Here is a 16951-nt window from a genome sequence, read left to right on the forward strand (position 1 = left end):
TTCTAGATTGTTCCTTAAATAGCCATCTAAATGTGTGGAGGTTTATTTGTCAGGATTCCAATCTAGATTTGATGAAGCCGCAGCTGAAGCGCGGCGATTATTCATTCGGCAAGGACCTACGATTAGAGAAGTCATTCCGGGGTTTTGGCATCAGGACTTTTATCGTCTACTTACCGGCATTTCAGAGCTGTTAAAGAAAGTCGACCAACGGAATGTGCAACATCCAGAATATTTAGCGCATACAAGTGGGCATATCGGTGAATATGCAGTCTCATTAGCCAAAGATGTTCCAAGTGCGATCGAGGCAGGCGGAGATAATTTTGTTAAAACTACACTTTCTGGTCTTATTGCTTGCGAAAGTCGGCTTTCGAAGGCCGTCGGCAAACACTATCATAAAGTGCGGGAAGTCAAGGATCAGTACGTTCGAGAACTGCAAAGGTTAAGTGTAGACGCGCAGAGCTACGAACAAATCTCACAAAATGCGGCAGCCTCTGCCGAGAGCTTCCAAGAAAACGCCAAGAACGCAGAGGCTTCAACCAATGTCGCAAGCGAAAGCGCAAAGGAAGCTGCTGAGAAAATAAAAAAAGTTCGAGTCCTTGTTGAAAAATTGGCTTCTGGCGATGCTCGGGGAAAGTCACTTGAATCACTAAAGCGTAGAGCCGAGGCCAAGTTAGATCAAATTGACGATGTTCTAACAAAAAGTGCAACCGCGAAGGCTCTGGTAGAACAATCAAACTTGACACTAAACAAAACGAAACTCGAAATCGATGCTTTGCTGGGTCGACTAAAAGATGTCGAGAATCGTGCTCAAGATGTTCTCTCACTGTCAAATCAAGCAGGACTGGCCGCTTCCTATTTGAAAGAATCCGCGGGGCTAAAAGCCAAGTCTTACGTATTCACGGGAATCTTATATGTCACAGCTATAGCTGCAGTGTTCATTGCTGCGTTCTACGTGCTCCCGTCTCTGGAACGAACTGCAGCTGATGGTAATGGTGCTATTCTAGATAGTAGAGCGATTTACATTACGCTCCTCAGGGCTACTGTATTGGCTCCTTTAGTATATGTAATATATTTCACTACGAAACAAATTTCGGCGCTTGAAACATTGCGGATGGACTATGCTGAGAAAGCGGCGGCCTCGCTTGCATACTCTGGGTATAAGGACGAATTGTCTGTCGATGACTCTTTGCTGGAGCAGTTGAGGGGCAGCCTCCTTCTACGCTTTGCGGAACATCCAGAGAGGCTTTTGCGCAAAACGCCGTTCAGGGAAGCGATCAAGATTCGTCTACCAGGTTTTCTGGCCTCAAGCACAAGTGGACCGTCGAAGGATCAGAACAAATCTGATGGAATCGATTCCTGAACTACCAAATCGAACGTTTAACGAAACCGAAGGGTGCTGCCCAAATACCAGATGAACCATGATTAAGGCCGGCTGGTCGTGAATAGCCGGCTTTGACCGTCCATAGTTTCGGAAACTGTTGAGCGCAGTGATCGCCAACTTTGGTACTCTATATGAATAGTGGAGACCCAGCCCCTCCCGCTTGCGGGAGGGGAGGATATGGCGGATGTTGGGTCTTGGTGGTCTTGTCCCCCTACCGTTTACGGGAGGGGTTAGGGGTGGGCACTGGCTTGGTCCGGGTTTTCAGCTTGGTAACAGCCGCGTATTGTGTGCTTTGGCCCACCCTGCTGCGACTAATCCGGTGGCCCGGATACGTCTCGCTTCCCTCCCGCGGGCGGGAGCGATTGAAGTTCCTCAATTTTCAGGCGGATCGTAGTGACCACACCCTCTACATTGCCGCGAATATCACCATTGGTGAAATGCAGCACGCTATAGCCATGATCGATTAGCCAGCGGTCGCGGATCGGGTCGCGCTGCGGCGCGATATCGTGCGAGTGGCCATCCAGCTCAATCACCAGCTTAAGTGACCGGCAGAGGAAATCGGCAAAGAACGGGCCGACCGGCATTTGGCGGCTGAATTTCACCCCCAATGCAGACCGCGACAGATAGGCCCACAGGGCGCGTTCTGCCGGTGTGGCGCAACGCCGCAGCGCGCGGGCCCTGCGCGTGTTGCGGGGTTTCCAGTCAGCCAATGGCAGAGCGGAGTAGCGCCTTTGCGTACCAGCGGTGCACCGGCATCAATATTTTGAAGATCGGCGTATCGGGCTGGCGCACGCCGCTGCCGAAATAGAGGCGGGTTGTGCGGGCGATAGTGGGGGCATCGCTGGCGAGGGGTTCGGCTTTCAGCCAACTGCACGTCCGCCCTTGAAAATCCCTCAGCAGGATTTCGGTATCGGTGCGTGCCTCCACGCTCCATGCCGCGAAAGTGTTGGCCTCTCCGCTGGCCAGTGCGGCCACCTCTACCGCGCCCAATCCGCCGGGCAGCTTTGCCCCAATCAGGCGCAGCGCCCAGCGTTCGGGCCGGAAGGCGGCGCTGTTATAGAACGCGGTGATATATTCGGGCAGCGTAACCGCGCCCGCGACATCAGCGGTAAAGCAATCATGATAGGCGGCGGGCGGATTATGCAGCGCGAGCAAGCTGTCTGCGGGCAAGGGGCGTTCCGTGATCCTCATACCGGGTGCTTATCGCAAGGCGGCGGGCGGCGCAAAGACAGGTGTTAGAACCCTGTCCTACACTGTGGTTCATGCGCTAGGCTGCGCCCATGCCTGCCCCGCGAACCACCGCCATTTCTTTCTTGCATGTGTCAACTTCGCCAGAGAGAGAAAACCCGCCCATTATCAATGGTTTGGGCGATATTATGCCGGGTGACAGTGTGTCAACTTTGTCAACTTCGCGCGGCGCGACGCGGCGGGGGGCGGGGGGCGGGGGATATTGCGCGGTGATCTGTTCCGTGCGGGTTAAAAACCCCACGGGGCGGGCGGCGGCTCCACCGGATTGGTCAGGTCAAATTCCACCCGGAACAGGCGCGGCTCAGGCGCTCCGCCTTCCACCGTGCGTTTCAATTGATAGGCGAATTGCGCATTCTCCGCATCTGCCGGATCCACTTCAACCCGCCACACATTGGTAACGGAGACGTCCAGCCCTTCACGCTTAAACATATCGATGCTGAACTGGTCGACGGGGAATTGCTGCGCGCCCGCCTCCCCCGCATCGGCTGTATCGCCGCCATACATGGTGACGGCATCAGGCTCCCCATCCTTATGCCGGTGGTCGTGCTTCAGGCGCAGGCCGGTGTTGGGGCCAGTATTGGGGCCATCCCCAGTGCGGGTGACAACCCAAGTGCGCGAGCGGTTCCATTCGCCGTCCGCCTCCTGGATATGGAACGGCACCGAAATCGACGTGTCGCTGCATTCGCGGACATGCATCACCATCGCGCTGCCGGCCATATCGGCGTCGGCTGCGTCCTGGCTGGTCAAGCGCCCGTTAAACGCTTTGCCGCAATGCGATGATAGCGCCGCCCAGAAGGCATCCTGCGGAGCGGTTTCCGCAGGGGCAGATTGTTGACCGCACGCCGCCAGCGCGAGGATGGCACACGCGGCGGCAGAGCTGCGAAGGACGCTGCGCATCAGATCCACAGCGTTTCCGGGTTTGGCATCGGTTCGCGGCGCTGGGCTTTGACAATCGACACCACGCTGCGAACGGCGAACCAGACAGACACGGCAATCAGCATCGGGATGCCAATCAGGATAATGGTCAGCATGGCGCTGACAATCGATGCGATCAGGCCAATCCAGAATGTGCGGATAAGGAAGGTAAAATGCGATGCGGCCCACGGCTCCTGATCACCGCGCCAGACATAAGCGAGGATAATCCCGACCAAGCCCGTAATCCCGGTGATGAACGACCCCAGATAGAGCAGGCTGATAATCGTCGGGTTGTTAAGGTCAAAACCGCCATTGGCGGGCGGTGTCGGTATTTTCTGGTCAGGTATATTGGTCATGGCAGCATGTCCCCTCTAATGCATCTGGAGCACTCTAACGATGAACCGGGCAACTGGAAAGTGCCGCGCTCTGGCGGGGTTACTCGCACCACCCGCCGCGCACGAAACCCCAGCCCGATCCCTGCGCAAGATCAGCGTCGATCATGCGATCCGCCAGCAGCACATTGCCGCGCCGGATTTCGCGCAGCTCCCGCCCATATTGGTCATAGGCAGCCTCATCACCGCCGCTCATTTCAAACGCGCCTTGGTTGAGCCATTGCAGAAGCGCATCGCGGGACTTGCGGGCAAGAGCGGTTTCTGCCGGACATTCCCCCGCCAATTCCGGAGCGTTGTAGCCCGTGAGCCTGATCTTGCGCTTGCCAATGATGATCGTGTCGCCATCAATCACGCACGCATCTGATGACCTGTCGCTGCATAAGGAAAAGCGCTGGCTCGATGGTTGCCAATCTTCAGTCGCCGCGTTGTAACGCATTAACAGCGCGCCAATCGCTAACACGCTGAGCAATGTGAGGAGCGCCTTGATCGTTTTCCAAAGCGCACCGGGCGTACGCCGGCGCCGTCGGAGGGGTTTGGTATGGAAGCGCGGTGGTTTGACCATGCCGTGCTGTTCCAGAATTCCACGTGGCAGAAAAGAGCAGCGACCGAACGGTCAACACCAGTTTTTGCGCCGCCCTATCCACGGCTCGGCCAGCCCTTCCTGAATAAGTGTATCGCCCAGCGATTGCCCGCCCCGCATGACGATACGCAGCTTACGCCCATGCCGATCCTCGTCCCGGCCGTTGCGTGCGAGTTCAAACGGCCCTTGATTAAGAAGCTGCATCATGCGGGCAGTCGCTTTGTCCCCCTTAGCTTTCTCAAGCGCGCACCGTGGGCGGGATATTTCCGGCGTGTTGATATCCGCCACGCGAACCTTTTGGCCATCGAGCCAGAAAGTGTCACCATCGACAATGCACGTCACTCGGGGGCCAGTTCCGCATGGTTGAAAAGCGGCGATATGACTGCGGGCTGGTACATCGGATATACCCGCCTGCAAAACGGCATTGGCTATGATCAAGGACAGGATGAACACGCCCAAAGCCTGCTCGCTTTCAGAAGGGCATCCAATTCGTATGGGTACTTAAGTAGAATTCCTATCCACGCGCAGGCACCGCGATACTTCCCTACCGCGCAGGGAACCGCTAAACGCCACCAATACACCGCGAAGGATTCCGCCATGAGCGCCGCCGACACACCACCCTCGGACGACACAACCACATTGACCAAGGCGGAAACGCTGATCGAGGCTTTGCCGTATTTCCAGCGTTATGCCGGGCGGACATTTGTTGTGAAATATGGCGGCCACGCGATGGGCGATCCCAAAGCTGCGCGCGAGTTTGCAGAGGATATTGTGCTGCTGCGCGCAGTCGGGATTAATCCAGTGGTTGTGCATGGCGGCGGCCCGCAAATCGGCGCAATGCTTAAGAAGCTGGGGGTGGAGAGCGAATTTATCGACGGCCTCCGCGTGACCGATAAAGCCACAGCCGAAGTCGCTGAAATGGTACTATCCGGCGCGATCAATAAAGAATTGGTCGGTTGGATCGCCAAAGCAGGTGGCAAGGCCATTGGTATTTCCGGAAAAGATGGCGGCCTGGTCACCGCGACCAAGGTAGAACGGACTGCGCGCGACCCGGAAAGCAACATCGAACGCGCGATTGATCTGGGCTTCGTTGGTGAACCAACCACTGTGGATACTGCCATCATCGATACGGTCGTGGCATCGGGGATGATCCCGATAATCGCACCGATCGGCGCGGGCGCAGATGGCCATACCTACAACATCAACGCCGATACGATGGCGGGCGCGATAGCCTCTGCGCTGGGTGCAGCGCGGCTCTTCCTGCTTACTGATGTGGCTGGCGTACTTGACAAAACCGGAAAGCTTCTGACCGATCTATCACCCGATGATGTCGCCGCCTTGAAAGAGGATGGCACCATCAGCGGCGGCATGATCCCCAAGCTGGAAACCTGCGTCAACGCAGTAGAGGCGGGGTGCGATGCGGCTGTTGTTCTGGATGGGCGCGTGCCACATGCCATGTTACTGGAATTCTTCACCTCGCGCGGGGCGGGTACGCTTGTCAGCGCCCGGAATAGTGTGGGGTCAAAAAGCACCTAGTATCTGTGTTAGGGTGTTGATACACCTGAAAATGACCACATATGAGTAGTACCAAGTTTCCAATCTTTGAAAGCCTAACCCATGATTGCCTTTATCCAGATACTCGGAATGCTGATCAACGTGTTTGTGATGCTGGTCATCATCCAGTTCGTGATCGGCTTGCTGTTCGCGTTTAATGTGATCAACCAAAGCAACCAGTTTGTCGTACAGATTTATACTTCGATCAACGCGCTGATGGAGCCTGTTCTTGGCCCGATCCGCCGGATTATGCCCTCAACCGGGGCGATTGATTTCTCACCATTGGTTTTGATTCTTGGCCTCAACGCCCTGATGATCATCCTGCAAAGCGTCGCCACATCATGAGCGCACGGCGGATTGACGGAAAAGCCTTCGCTGCCGGTTTACGCGAACGCGTGGGTACCATTGCGGCTGATTTCGCCGGTAAAGCTGGCCGTAAGGCGGGGCTTGCTGTCGTACTGGTGGGGGATGATCCAGCCAGTCAGGTCTATGTCCGTTCCAAGGGCAAGGCGACGGTCGCCGCCAATATGAACAGCTTTGAACACCGTCTGCCTACAGATGCCACCCAAGAACAACTTGAAGGTCTGGTCGACACGCTCAATGCTAACCCGGAAGTAGACGGGATCTTGGTTCAGCTGCCTTTGCCGGCTCATTTGAACGAGCAGGCGGTGGTGGACAGGATTGCTCCGGCCAAAGACGTCGATGGCCTTACGCCTGTCAGTACGGGCCGCCTTGCCCTCGGGTTGGACGGGCTGGTGCCATGCACACCGCTTGGCAGTTTGATGCTGCTAAAGGATATTCACGGCGACCTCAGCGGCATGAACGCAGTCGTGATTGGCCGATCCATTCTGGTTGGTAAGCCAATGGCACAATTGCTGCTGGCTGAAAGCTGCACCGTTACAATCGCACATAGCCGGACGAAAAATCTGCCTGAACTTCTGCGAGGCGCCGATATCGTTGTGGCTGCTGTTGGCCGCCCTGAAATGGTGCGGGCCGATTGGTTGAAACCGGGCGCCACGGTGATCGATGTGGGCATCAACCGCTTGCCGCCGGAACCTGGCGCTGAGAAAGGCAAGCTTGTGGGCGATGTCGCCTATGGCGAGGCGAGTGAAGTGGCTGGTGCTATCACGCCAGTCCCGGGCGGGGTTGGCCCGATGACGATTGCAGTATTGCTTCGTAACACTCTGGTGGCTGCGCACCGGAATGAGAATATCGCGCTGACTGACACCACCCTATGATGCGCTTGATCGGTCTTGCCATTGCAACCGCATTTCTGGCCGGCTGCACCGGCGGGGCCCCGTCCGGCGCACTGAAAAAGCGGATTGATCGCGCCTTGGCGATTGCCCCCGGTGCCGGTCAACCCAGCAAGGTAGTCGCCACCGAGGTCGCTTTTGAACGACTGGCCCGCGAAACCGGCCAATGGTCGGCCTTCTCGGATTACGCTGCAATAGGGGCGCTTATTCATCAGCAAGATGGGCCAGTATCCGCGGCCGAATGGCTTTCACGCCAAGGCAACCCGTCAGAAACAGCGCGATGGAACCCGCGCTCTGTCTGGATCAGCTGCGATGGCAGTCTCGCACTCAGCAAGGGGCGGTTTCGCACCCCTGCCGGTGAAGTGGGCGATTTCGTGAGGGTGTGGCAGAGCTCCGGCCCCAACGAATATCAATGGAAATATCATCTGGCCGCGCTGGACAATCCGCAGCCACCACCTCCCTCGCCAAGCGGCTCTGCCTCGGAAAATGAAATCCGAGTCACTGCGTTTGATACCATTCAAGGCTTCGTGGCAGATTGCCCCAAACGGGACCTGCCCACTCCAGCGCCCATGGCTGCGCCACTTATAGATGGCGTAGAACAGGCTGGAGGAATATCTCGCGACAGGACGCTCCAATGGCGATGGCAACATGACAGCGATGGTGGCAGGCGGATAGTTGCGCACTATGTCGAAGGTGGAGAGTGGAAACTCGCACTAGACGAGTCTAAGGGACCGGCTTCTGCCGATTAGAGAACTCCCTGCCCCATGACCGAACTGTTCATATCCGCCTTCATTACTCTGTTTGTCGTTATTGATCCGCCGGGCTGTGCCCCGATCTATGCCGGACTGACCAAAGGGGCGAGCGCAGCGCAAGCCCGCACAATGGCGATCCGCGCCAGCGTAATCGCCGCCGTGATCCTGCTAATTTTCGCACTGTTTGGCGAACAATTGCTCGGCGCATTGCATATCGAACTGGACTCTTTCCGGATCGCGGGCGGATTGATGCTGTTCTGGATTGCGTTTGAAATGGTGTTTGAGAAGCGGACACAGCGCCGCGAGGAACGCGCCCACAAGGTCAGCGCCAACCCGGAGATTGAAGACGTTTCGGTATTTCCAATGGCAATGCCGATGCTGGCTGGACCCGGGGCGATCGCCGCTATCATGCTATTGATGAATGAGGCCACCACCACAGAAGAGACATTGGTTGTTCTGGGTGCGCTTGGCTTTGTACTGGTTCTTACGATGCTTGCCTTGGTTGCGGCTGGCCCGCTGATGCGCCTGTTTGGTGCGCGGGTTGAAGCCGTCATCACCCGGCTACTGGGTGTCTTGTTGGCCGCGCTGGCCGCCCAATATGTAATCGACGGGTTGCGCGGCAGCTTTATGTCTTGAGCCGCTCTGTTCCTTTGCCAGGATCCACAAATGATGGGATCGGCAGCAGCCTATTGCAGTGTTACGCGGTCGTCATCGCCGTCACGGCGCGCGAAAAACTGCATCAATTGGACCAGTAATTCGCAGCGTTCATTGAGCGTGTTCGCCTCCAGCAACGCTTGCTTAGCGGCTGGATCAAACGGTGCGATTTGGGATACGCCGTCGATCAGCGAAACATCGTCCAGCCGCGTAACGGAATCCCAATCCACACTGTAACCCTGCGCATCGGCAAACCGTTTCGCTTCGCGTTCAAAGCTGGCTCGCTCGATAGAGCTGAGAAATTCGTCTTCAGGCTGTTCCAACAATTCCGCTTCGATTTGCCGGAATTGCGTGGTGACTTCTAGCTCGCGGATGACCCGGAAGCGGCTCTCGCCTTCAAGCACCACATTATAACGCCCGTCTTCCAGCGCCTCGACATCACCGATGCGCCCGACACAGCCGATCTGAAACAAGGGCGCGCCCTCTACCGGTTTTTGTGGTTGGATCATCGCAATCCGCCGGTCACGGGCCAACGCATCGGATACCAAAGCACGATAACGCGGTTCAAAAATATGCAACGGCATCTGCAATCCGGGAAACAGCAGAGCGCCAGTAAGCGGGAAGATGGATAGCCTTTTTGCCATCACGTCAGCTGAACAGAATCTTCGACAGGCGGCGGCGCGTGCCCACGACCCATTCGTCTTCTAAACCGACAGCCTCGAAAATCTGGAGCAATTTTGTGCGGGCAGCACCTTCATTCCATGCGCGGTCCGCCTCTACCATGCCGAGGAGAATATCCGCCGCTTCATCGCGGTGGCCAGCCGCATATGCAGCGTCTGCCAACGCCAAACCGGCATCCATATCGCCCGCATTGCTGGCGTATTGATCACGCAAACCTTGCAATTCACCGTCATCCACAGCCGTACCCGCCAGTTCCAGCGCGCTTAAGGCTTGCTGGATAGAGGCATCTGCCTTCATTTCGTCGGTCAGCGCATCTACGATACTTTGCGCTTCTTCGGTGCGGCCGCCAACTACCAAGGCGCGAATCAAACCGGAATGCGCAGGAACATTTTCTGGCGCCATTTGCACAACCTGCATAAACACGCCTGCGGCTCGTTCTGCATCACCTTCGGCCAGTACCTGCTCGGCCATTTCAATAAATTGGCCGACATCCTGTTCCGGAGCCGCTGCTCCTTCGGATGACAGTGGCAGTTTTGCCAGCAGGTCATCCAGCATCTGTTTCATCTGCGATTCGGTCCGTGCCGGCGTCAGGTCTGCAACCGGCTGTCCTTGGAACATGGCATAGACTGTTGGAATCGACTGAACTTGAAACTGCCCGGCAATAAATTTGTCCTCATCAACATTCACTTTGACGAGAATGACACCCTTATCGGCATATTCGGCGGCCACTTTTTCGAGCATCGGCGCCAGCGCCTTGCACGGGCCGCACCATTCTGCCCAAAAGTCCAGAATCACCAATTTGTGCATGGATGGCTCGACCACATTGGTCTTGAACCGCTCAACCGCCTTCTGTTCCTCGATATTCAGCCCCATGCTTGCCAATGCTCTATCCTTTACGGTGTTAAACTGCCCAAAACGTTCAGCCTCTATGTGGGGCGTCTAGCGAATAAGTGAAGGGCGAAACAGGGAGTGTTACCAGAGCGTTTCAAAAGCGCAATTTTGGCCTTGCGGGGTTCGACAACCGCTGCTAGTTGGCCGCTTCCCCACCGGGACTAAGTGATTCACTTTCTCGGTGCTGGTTACCCGGCAATACCGGATAATTGGAAACGTCTAAGTGAGCGGGCGTAGCTCAGGGGTAGAGCACAACCTTGCCAAGGTTGGGGTCGGGCGTTCGAATCGCCTCGCCCGCTCCATGACTTCTCAACACTATTAGATTATGCTCGGTCGGATACCACCGGGCCAAGCGGTGCGCGGTTTTCTGCCCCGCACTACGGTACCAAAATCGTATCCCGCGCCTGATCCGCCGTCTCGGGGTAGTCGAGCGTATAATGCAAACCCCGGCTTTCGTGCCGTGCCAGTGCAGATTTCACAATCAGTTCGGCCGATTGCAACAGGTTGCGCAGTTCAATCAAATCGGTGGTGACGCGGAAGCTGCCGTAATAATCGTCGACTTCCTTGTTCATCATTTCGATGCGGTTGCGGGCTCGCTCCAACCGCTTAGTCGTCCGGACAATGCCGACATAATTCCACATGAACCGGCGGATTTCAGTCCAGTTCTGTTTGACGACCACTTCTTCATCGGAATCAGTGACGCGGCTTTCATCCCACTCTTTGATCTTGGGCGGCTCCAGCAATTCATCCCACCGGCCCAAAATGTCACGCGCGGCGGCTTCGCCAAATACGAAGCATTCCAGCAAACTGTTGGAAGCGAGACGGTTGGCACCGTGGAGGCCGCTTTCGGTCACTTCGCCCGCAGCCCATAGGCCAGGCAAGTCAGTTCGTGCATCCAGCCCAACCAGCACCCCGCCACAGGTATAATGCTGCGCCGGGACAACCGGGATCGGTCCCTTGGTCATATCAATGCCGAGACCCATCAGCTTGTCATAAATAGTCGGGAAATGGCCCTTCACAAAATCGGCGGGCTGATGGCTGATATCCAGATGTACATAGTCGAGCCCATAGCGTTTGATCTGGTCATCGATCGCACGGGCCACCACATCACGCGGGGCAAGCTCCATCCGCTCCGGATCATAATCCGCCATAAAACGGTGGCCCGTTTCAGGGTGCAGCAAATGCCCGCCTTCACCGCGAACTGCCTCCGTGATCAAAAAGTTTTTGACCTCCAGATTATACAAGCATGTCGGGTGGAATTGCATCATTTCCATATTCGACACACGCGCACCCGCACGCCATGCCATTGCGATCCCATCGCCCGTGGCACCGCGCGGAGCCGTGCTGAATTGATACACCCGGCCAGCGCCGCCGGCCGCCAGGATGGTTGCGCGCGCAGTGTATGATTCCACCTCACCCGTTGTTTGGTTAAGCGCATAGGCACCCCACACACGGCCGGACCCAGAATATGCCTGTCCGTTGCGGCCAGTGATGAGGTCAACACAAGCGCGGCCCGCCAGCATGGTGATATTCGGATTCGCATTGGCAGCGTTCAGCAAAGCTTCCTGCACCGCCCAGCCAGTTGCATCATCGACATGGACGATCCGCCGATGCGAATGGCCGCCCTCTCGCGTGAGGTGCAAATCCCCCGAATCCTGATTGAACGGCACACCCAGTTCCACCAACCGCTCAATTGACCGGGGTGCGCGTTCAATCACAAACTCGACAGTGTCCTGCCGGTTTAAACCTGCGCCTGCACGCATTGTGTCGTGGATGTGATGGTCAAACGTATCGCCCGCATCCAGCACAGCCGCAATGCCGCCCTGCGCCCAAGCAGTGGAACCGCCATCAAGCCCGCCCTTGGCCAAAACGAGCACTTTCTTGTGCTCGGCCAACGCCAACGCCGCAGTAAGGCCGGCCGCACCGGAACCAATGATCAAAACGTCATATTGTGTAGTCATAGGCCGCCCTCATGGGCGAGTGCCGCTATCGGGGCAAGCCGGAGCTGCTTAAATCCGTTCCGCGTTATCCGCTTCAAACAGCTGTAAATCGCGGTCGTGAATGCCGAACCGGTCCCAATTGGCGCGCCATTCCGCCAGATGTTCGGTTTCAAAATGTGCTTCCAGTGCCTCTCGGTCGCGCCACATTTCTGTGACATGGACAAGGCCCGGCTCAATAACGTCTTCAGAGTAGGAATAGGTGATACAGCCATCTTCCGCCTGACTGGCCTCGATCATTTCCTGCATGGCGTAACGCGCCTCGTGAAGCATTTCTGCGGGCATACGAACCGTACCGATGATGAGCAGCATCGGATTATTCCCCTGCGGCCTGACTGGTGAGCGAGACAAACACATCTTCCAGATCGGCTTCGCGCGTGGTCACATCTTCAACGATAAGACCTTGTTCTTGCAAAATCGCGAGTACTTGCCCGGCAGTCAGCTTGTCTTTGTTATACGTTACTTCCACGCCGCGTTCGCCAGACAGTTCTGATTTCACAAACGCTTCGTGTGCCGGCGCCGCGGACAGATCGCTGCCGACGGTAACGGCAACGATTTTCTCACGCGCCATATCGACCATTTCGCGAGTCGGCTTATTCGCAATCAATTCGCCATGATTGATAATCGCAATCCGGTCACATAATTGCTCGGCTTCTTCCAAGTAGTGTGTGGTGAGGACAACCGTCACGCCATCATCATTCAGCTGTTGGACCAGTTCCCACAGCAAACGGCGCAGCTCCACATCGACACCAGCCGTCGGTTCATCAAGCACCAGAATTGGCGGCGTGTGCACCATCGCCTTGGCAATCAGCAAACGGCGCTTCATTCCGCCTGACAATGTCCGCGCATAGGCGTCACGCTTATCCGCAAGATGAACCGCCTCGAGCAATTTTTCTGACCGGCGCAAGCTCTTGGCTATCCCGTAAAAACCAGCCTGATTTTCCAACACCTCATACGGTGTAAAAAATGGATCGAAGACAATTTCCTGCGGAACGATACCGATAGCGCGTTTTGCATTGCGGCGCTGTTCATCAATATCGAAGCCCCAAATCTCTGCGCTACCGCTGGTTTTGGTCACCAAACCCGCAAGCACATTGATCAATGTCGATTTGCCAGCGCCGTTCGGGCCAAGCAGACCGAAAATGCCGCCTTCCGGCACGTCGAAACTGACCCCCTTCAGTGCGAGTTTACCTTCTTCGCCCTTCACACCGGCATAGCGTTTGACGACATCACGGATCTGGATTGCAGGAGGATTGCTCATACCCGCGTCCCTAAGGCCCTCGCCGCGTATTCGTAAAGACCCGATCATGGTTAGCGTCGCATTAACTATACTTTAGGAGCTCACCACTAGGGGCAATGATCATGACCCGTTTGATCAATAAATTCGCAGCGCAGTTTGGCAAAGCACGCCCCACACAACGCAGTCGGCCGCTTCATGCGCCCATGCCGCACGACGTTGCATTGGCTGCCATTGGTGTCACAGCACCCGAATTTCTCTGAGACATATCACGCACAAGCTTGCACCTTGGGCCAATGCCAATTATCGGCAGAACCTATGAGCAACACCGCAACTGACATCATCACCGTCGACACACGCCGCGTCAGCTGTGACGGGGCAACCGATATTCGCGGCGGCGCAGGGTACCGCCCTGCAGCGCTAGGGCATCCCAAGGTCTATCTGGAAATCGACGAAAGCGGTTTTGTCGATTGCGGCTATTGTGACCGGCGGTTTGTCTTGATCGGTGGCCCAGCTGATACCACCAGCTAAGGTGGCTGCGCGCCAAGCCATAATGCGCGCCGCCGCAATTGCACTGGCTCTTGCACTCCCAACTACAGCCTATGCCCGCAATGATTGCGCATCAATTGATGCGTTGCTTGCGCCCGATAATTCCAAGCTCAGACACCTGTCGGTCGGATTTGACCGTGCCGGACTGCTGGAGCTTCGCCATCGCGGAAAAGCCGATCTCATCGCGGGTGCGAGTGATTGCGAACTGAGCTTACCGCGCACCTATTTCGAGATTGGCTGCAGTTGGGATTTCGATACGGGCGAAGCCGCTTCAAGAGAGAAAATCGAAGAGCTGCGCCTTGAAATGGCGCGCTGTATGCCTGTTCTGCTGGTCGACACCGTGCGCGAATCCGCCGTGGATCGTTTGATTATCGAGCATGACTATGGTGCGACCATTGAAACGACGGAAAGTGAAGATGTCGATGTTTCTCTCCAGCTATTTCAATATACCCGCGACAACAGCCCATCGCATTTCAAGGTTCACCTGACTTTTAGCCGATAAGCGACTATATTGCAGGGATGACCACAGCAGATCCCCGTTCCTTGCTTTATCGCGACGACCAATTGACCCCGGATGACGCGCTTGCGCTAACCGCTGAAACGCTTTCCCAATGTGATGATGGGGAGCTGTATTTGCAGCATTCCGCCAGCGAGGCGTTCACGTTTGACGATGGACGATTGAAAACGGCGGACTATTCCCGCGATGGCGGGTTTGGTTTGCGCGGCGTATCGGGCGAAATGACCGGCTTTGCTCACGCCAATGATATCAGTGCGGCTGCGATCCGCCGGGCAGGCGAAACGCTCCAATTGCTCGATCCTGCAAAACAGGTAATGAGCGCGCCGCCAGGGCGCAGCAATCGGCGGCTTTACACTGATGCAAGCCCGCTTGATGCAGTGCCCTTTGCCAAGAAAGTGGCTTTGCTGGAAAGCATTGATGCCGCAGCCCGTGCGCGCGATCCAAAGGTTGCTCAGGTTACCGCATCCCTAGCAGCCAGTTGGAGCGTGGTAGAAATTGTCCGCGCTGACGGATTTAGAGCGACTGATATCCGGCCGCTGGTGCGTCTCAATGTCAGCATTGTCGCCGAGGCAAACGGCCGACGGGAGCGCGGTTCATACGGGTTTGGCGGACGCTATCTGTATGACAAGCTTTTTGAAGAAAGCGAATGGTCCCACGCGGTCGATGAAGCTGTCCGACAGGCAATGGTGAATTTGGACAGCGTCGATGCGCCTGCGGGCGAAATGCCAGTTTTACTTGGCCCCGGCTGGCCAGGCGTACTGCTGCATGAGGCTGTCGGGCATGGGTTAGAAGGCGACTTTAACCGCAAGGGGACCAGCGCGTTTTCGGGCCGCATAGGGGAGCGCGTTGCCGCTCCGGGAGTGACCGTGGTGGACGACGGGACTCTGGCCAATCGGCGCGGTTCGCTATCGCTCGATGACGAAGGCACTCCGACTGAAGAGACAGTGCTGATAGAAGATGGTATCTTAAAAGGATACATGCAGGACCGGCTTAACGCCCGTTTGATGGGGGTGAAACCCACGGGCAACGGTCGGCGCGAATCGTATCAGCACGCCCCCATGCCGCGCATGACCAATACATTCATGCGCGCAGGCAATGATGATCCCGAAGAGATACTGAAAGGCATGAAGTCAGGCATTTTTGCAAAGAGCTTTGGCGGTGGGCAAGTCGATATCGTATCAGGCCGATTCACCTTTTCCTGCACCGAAGCCTATTTGGTAGAAAACGGCAAGTTGGGCGCCCCAATCAAAGGGGCCACCCTGATTGGTGACGGCCCGAGCGTCCTCACGAAAGTCGAGGCGATTGGTAACGATATGGCCCTGGACGAGGGCATCGGCATCTGCGGCAAGGGCGGTCAAAGCGTACCGGCAGGCGTAGGTCAGCCGACCTTGCTTGTTGGCGAGCTCACAGTTGGCGGCACTGCGTAGTTCGCCATCCAAATCGCGCTCATCCAGCGTTCAGGAAGGTCTGCGATGATACGAATCATGAAAAAGCTGATCCGAAACTGGGTTGTTATGGGCGCTATGAGCGCCATGGCAGTCTCTCCTGCCATCGCCGAAGACCAAGCAGAGCAAGAGATATCGCCCGGCGAAGCCGAACTGGCCGAACTGCTAGAAGGCCGTGTCGCCGGTGAACCTGTACGCTGTTTACGCGAATCACAGCACCGCGGAGTCAGGATTATTGATGATACCGCGATGGTGTTTCGCAGCGGTCGCACTGTCTATGTTAACCGGACAAATACTCCGCAGTTTTTGGATGAATTCGACTTGCCTGTTTTCAGGAAGTTCGGGACCGCCTTGTGCGAGAGGGACCAAGTCGAAATGCGAAATCGATTAGCCAATGGATCATTTCCGGGACCCATTATACTCTTGGGGGAGTTTGTTCCGTACACCAAAGAAGAAAGCTGAGGTTGGCAGCTGACATTCAGGAGAAGGCGTAATGAGAAAAGTTGCATTATTCGTAGCACCGGTCATCGCGGCAGCTGTGATGGCGGGACCCGTAACGGCTGAAGTTGCAGAACCCACCAAGGGCGAAATCAAGCTGGCCAAGATGCTCGAGGGCCGGGAAGCTGGCGAGCCCACAAGCTGTGTGCGGCTGTTTCCAACATCAAACCTGACCGTGATCGACGGGACCGCACTCGTCTACAAACGGGGCAGCACGCTATACGTGAACGTTCCGCGTGATCCTCAAAATATCGATAAGCATGACACGTTAGTTACCCGGCCATTTGGCAACCGTTTATGCAAGACCGACATTGTAACGACAATTGACCCATTTACTGGATTTTATACCGGCAATATCTTCCTCAGCGAGTTCGTGCCATATAAGAAAGTCAAGAAGGACGGCTAAA

General features: G+C 56.2%; 23 protein-coding genes and 1 tRNA gene. 13 read left to right on the forward strand and 11 right to left on the reverse strand.

Translation table 11 applies throughout. From position 1 onward, the window contains the following. Positions 1-46: 46 nt before the first annotated feature. A complete protein-coding gene (locus HKD42_RS09905; protein WP_170012927.1) occupies positions 47-1360 on the forward strand; it encodes a hypothetical protein in 1314 nt (437 codons plus the stop codon). A gap of 332 nt (positions 1361-1692) precedes the next feature. Here the strand turns inward: HKD42_RS09905 and HKD42_RS09910 are convergent, their stop codons facing one another. The 6 genes from HKD42_RS09910 to HKD42_RS09935 form a co-directional block, all read right to left on the reverse strand. Continuing rightward, a complete protein-coding gene (locus HKD42_RS09910) occupies positions 1693-2091 on the reverse strand; it encodes an endonuclease domain-containing protein (protein WP_170012929.1) in 399 nt (132 codons plus the stop codon). Continuing rightward, positions 2084-2572, reverse strand: coding sequence for a hypothetical protein (locus tag HKD42_RS09915; protein WP_170012931.1), 489 nt, complete (start codon positions 2570-2572; stop codon positions 2084-2086). Before HKD42_RS09915 ends, HKD42_RS09910 begins: the two co-directional genes overlap by 8 nt. A gap of 285 nt (positions 2573-2857) precedes the next feature. Then, positions 2858-3526 (reverse strand): hypothetical protein, encoded by a 669-nt coding sequence (locus HKD42_RS09920; RefSeq protein WP_170012933.1) that lies wholly within the window; start codon positions 3524-3526, stop codon positions 2858-2860. Next, a complete protein-coding gene (locus HKD42_RS09925) occupies positions 3526-3900 on the reverse strand; it encodes a DUF4870 family protein (RefSeq protein ID WP_170012935.1) in 375 nt (124 codons plus the stop codon). The genes HKD42_RS09920 and HKD42_RS09925 overlap by 1 nt, the downstream gene beginning before the upstream one ends. Before the next feature lie 79 nt (positions 3901-3979). Next, on the reverse strand, positions 3980-4372 hold the full coding sequence (locus HKD42_RS09930; RefSeq protein ID WP_170012937.1) for a thermonuclease family protein: 393 nt from the start codon (positions 4370-4372) through the stop codon (positions 3980-3982). A gap of 177 nt (positions 4373-4549) precedes the next feature. Beyond that, positions 4550-4858, reverse strand: coding sequence for a thermonuclease family protein (locus HKD42_RS09935; protein ID WP_343042314.1), 309 nt, complete (start codon positions 4856-4858; stop codon positions 4550-4552). Between the two features lie 255 nt (positions 4859-5113). Here HKD42_RS09935 and argB point away from each other — a divergent pair, with 255 nt between their 5' ends. From argB to HKD42_RS09960, 5 genes are all read left to right on the forward strand, one after another. Next, positions 5114-6052 (forward strand): acetylglutamate kinase, encoded by a 939-nt coding sequence (gene argB / locus HKD42_RS09940; RefSeq protein WP_170012941.1) that lies wholly within the window; start codon positions 5114-5116, stop codon positions 6050-6052. Between the two features lie 81 nt (positions 6053-6133). Beyond that, positions 6134-6415, forward strand: coding sequence for a YggT family protein (locus HKD42_RS09945; protein ID WP_170012943.1), 282 nt, complete (start codon positions 6134-6136; stop codon positions 6413-6415). Then, positions 6412-7308, forward strand: a complete 897-nt coding sequence (gene folD, locus HKD42_RS09950; protein ID WP_170012945.1) for a bifunctional methylenetetrahydrofolate dehydrogenase/methenyltetrahydrofolate cyclohydrolase FolD — start codon at positions 6412-6414, stop codon at positions 7306-7308. The genes HKD42_RS09945 and folD overlap by 4 nt, the downstream gene beginning before the upstream one ends. Then, positions 7305-8072, forward strand: a complete 768-nt coding sequence (locus HKD42_RS09955) for a hypothetical protein (protein WP_170012947.1) — start codon at positions 7305-7307, stop codon at positions 8070-8072. Before folD ends, HKD42_RS09955 begins: the two co-directional genes overlap by 4 nt. A 15-nt stretch (positions 8073-8087) precedes the next feature. Then, positions 8088-8711: a MarC family protein gene (locus tag HKD42_RS09960; protein WP_170012949.1), complete on the forward strand. Its 624-nt coding sequence runs from the start codon at positions 8088-8090 to the stop codon at positions 8709-8711. Positions 8712-8761: 50 nt separating this feature from the next. On the opposite strand, the gene HKD42_RS09965 is transcribed toward HKD42_RS09960, so the two are convergent. After that, the gene (locus HKD42_RS09965; protein WP_170012951.1) at positions 8762-9373 is read right to left on the reverse strand and encodes an LON peptidase substrate-binding domain-containing protein; all 612 of its coding nucleotides are present in this window, start codon (positions 9371-9373) and stop codon (positions 8762-8764) included. Positions 9374-9377: 4 nt separating this feature from the next. Continuing rightward, on the reverse strand, positions 9378-10283 hold the full coding sequence (locus tag HKD42_RS09970; protein WP_170014026.1) for a tetratricopeptide repeat protein: 906 nt from the start codon (positions 10281-10283) through the stop codon (positions 9378-9380). Positions 10284-10528: 245 nt separating this feature from the next. Between HKD42_RS09970 and HKD42_RS09975 the strand changes: the two genes are divergently transcribed. After that, a tRNA-Gly gene (locus tag HKD42_RS09975) sits at positions 10529-10603 on the forward strand. Between the two features lie 75 nt (positions 10604-10678). Here HKD42_RS09975 and nadB read toward each other — a convergent pair. The 3 genes from nadB to HKD42_RS09990 are packed head-to-tail and all read right to left on the reverse strand — an operon-like array spanning position 10679 to position 13559. Further along, positions 10679-12262, reverse strand: a complete 1584-nt coding sequence (gene nadB / locus HKD42_RS09980; protein ID WP_170012953.1) for an L-aspartate oxidase — start codon at positions 12260-12262, stop codon at positions 10679-10681. A gap of 48 nt (positions 12263-12310) precedes the next feature. Continuing rightward, entirely contained in the window at positions 12311-12610 is a 300-nt protein-coding gene (locus tag HKD42_RS09985) for a putative quinol monooxygenase (RefSeq protein ID WP_170012955.1), read from the reverse strand. 4 nt (positions 12611-12614) lie between these two features. Next, the gene (locus tag HKD42_RS09990) at positions 12615-13559 is read right to left on the reverse strand and encodes an ABC transporter ATP-binding protein (protein ID WP_170012957.1); all 945 of its coding nucleotides are present in this window, start codon (positions 13557-13559) and stop codon (positions 12615-12617) included. A 101-nt stretch (positions 13560-13660) separates the two neighbouring features. Here HKD42_RS09990 and HKD42_RS09995 point away from each other — a divergent pair, with 101 nt between their 5' ends. From HKD42_RS09995 to HKD42_RS10020, 6 genes are read left to right on the forward strand one after another with little or no spacing between them, the layout of a single operon-like run. After that, positions 13661-13798 (forward strand): hypothetical protein, encoded by a 138-nt coding sequence (locus HKD42_RS09995; RefSeq protein WP_170012959.1) that lies wholly within the window; start codon positions 13661-13663, stop codon positions 13796-13798. A 55-nt stretch (positions 13799-13853) separates the two neighbouring features. Continuing rightward, positions 13854-14066, forward strand: coding sequence for a zinc-finger domain-containing protein (locus tag HKD42_RS10000; protein ID WP_170012960.1), 213 nt, complete (start codon positions 13854-13856; stop codon positions 14064-14066). Continuing rightward, positions 14041-14586: a hypothetical protein gene (locus HKD42_RS10005; RefSeq protein ID WP_170012962.1), complete on the forward strand. Its 546-nt coding sequence runs from the start codon at positions 14041-14043 to the stop codon at positions 14584-14586. The genes HKD42_RS10000 and HKD42_RS10005 overlap by 26 nt, the downstream gene beginning before the upstream one ends. Positions 14587-14603: 17 nt before the next feature. Then, the gene (gene tldD, locus HKD42_RS10010; RefSeq protein ID WP_170012964.1) at positions 14604-16028 is read left to right on the forward strand and encodes a metalloprotease TldD; all 1425 of its coding nucleotides are present in this window, start codon (positions 14604-14606) and stop codon (positions 16026-16028) included. 57 nt (positions 16029-16085) lie between these two features. Next, complete coding sequence (locus HKD42_RS10015; RefSeq protein WP_170012966.1) at positions 16086-16508, forward strand: hypothetical protein; 423 nt, start codon at positions 16086-16088, stop codon at positions 16506-16508. 31 nt (positions 16509-16539) lie between these two features. Further along, positions 16540-16950, forward strand: a complete 411-nt coding sequence (locus HKD42_RS10020) for a hypothetical protein (RefSeq protein ID WP_246236958.1) — start codon at positions 16540-16542, stop codon at positions 16948-16950. The last annotated feature ends 1 nt before the right edge of the window (position 16951 follow it).

This window comes from Pontixanthobacter rizhaonensis (assembly GCF_012972675.1).
Lineage (GTDB): Bacteria > Pseudomonadota > Alphaproteobacteria > Sphingomonadales > Sphingomonadaceae > Pontixanthobacter > Pontixanthobacter rizhaonensis.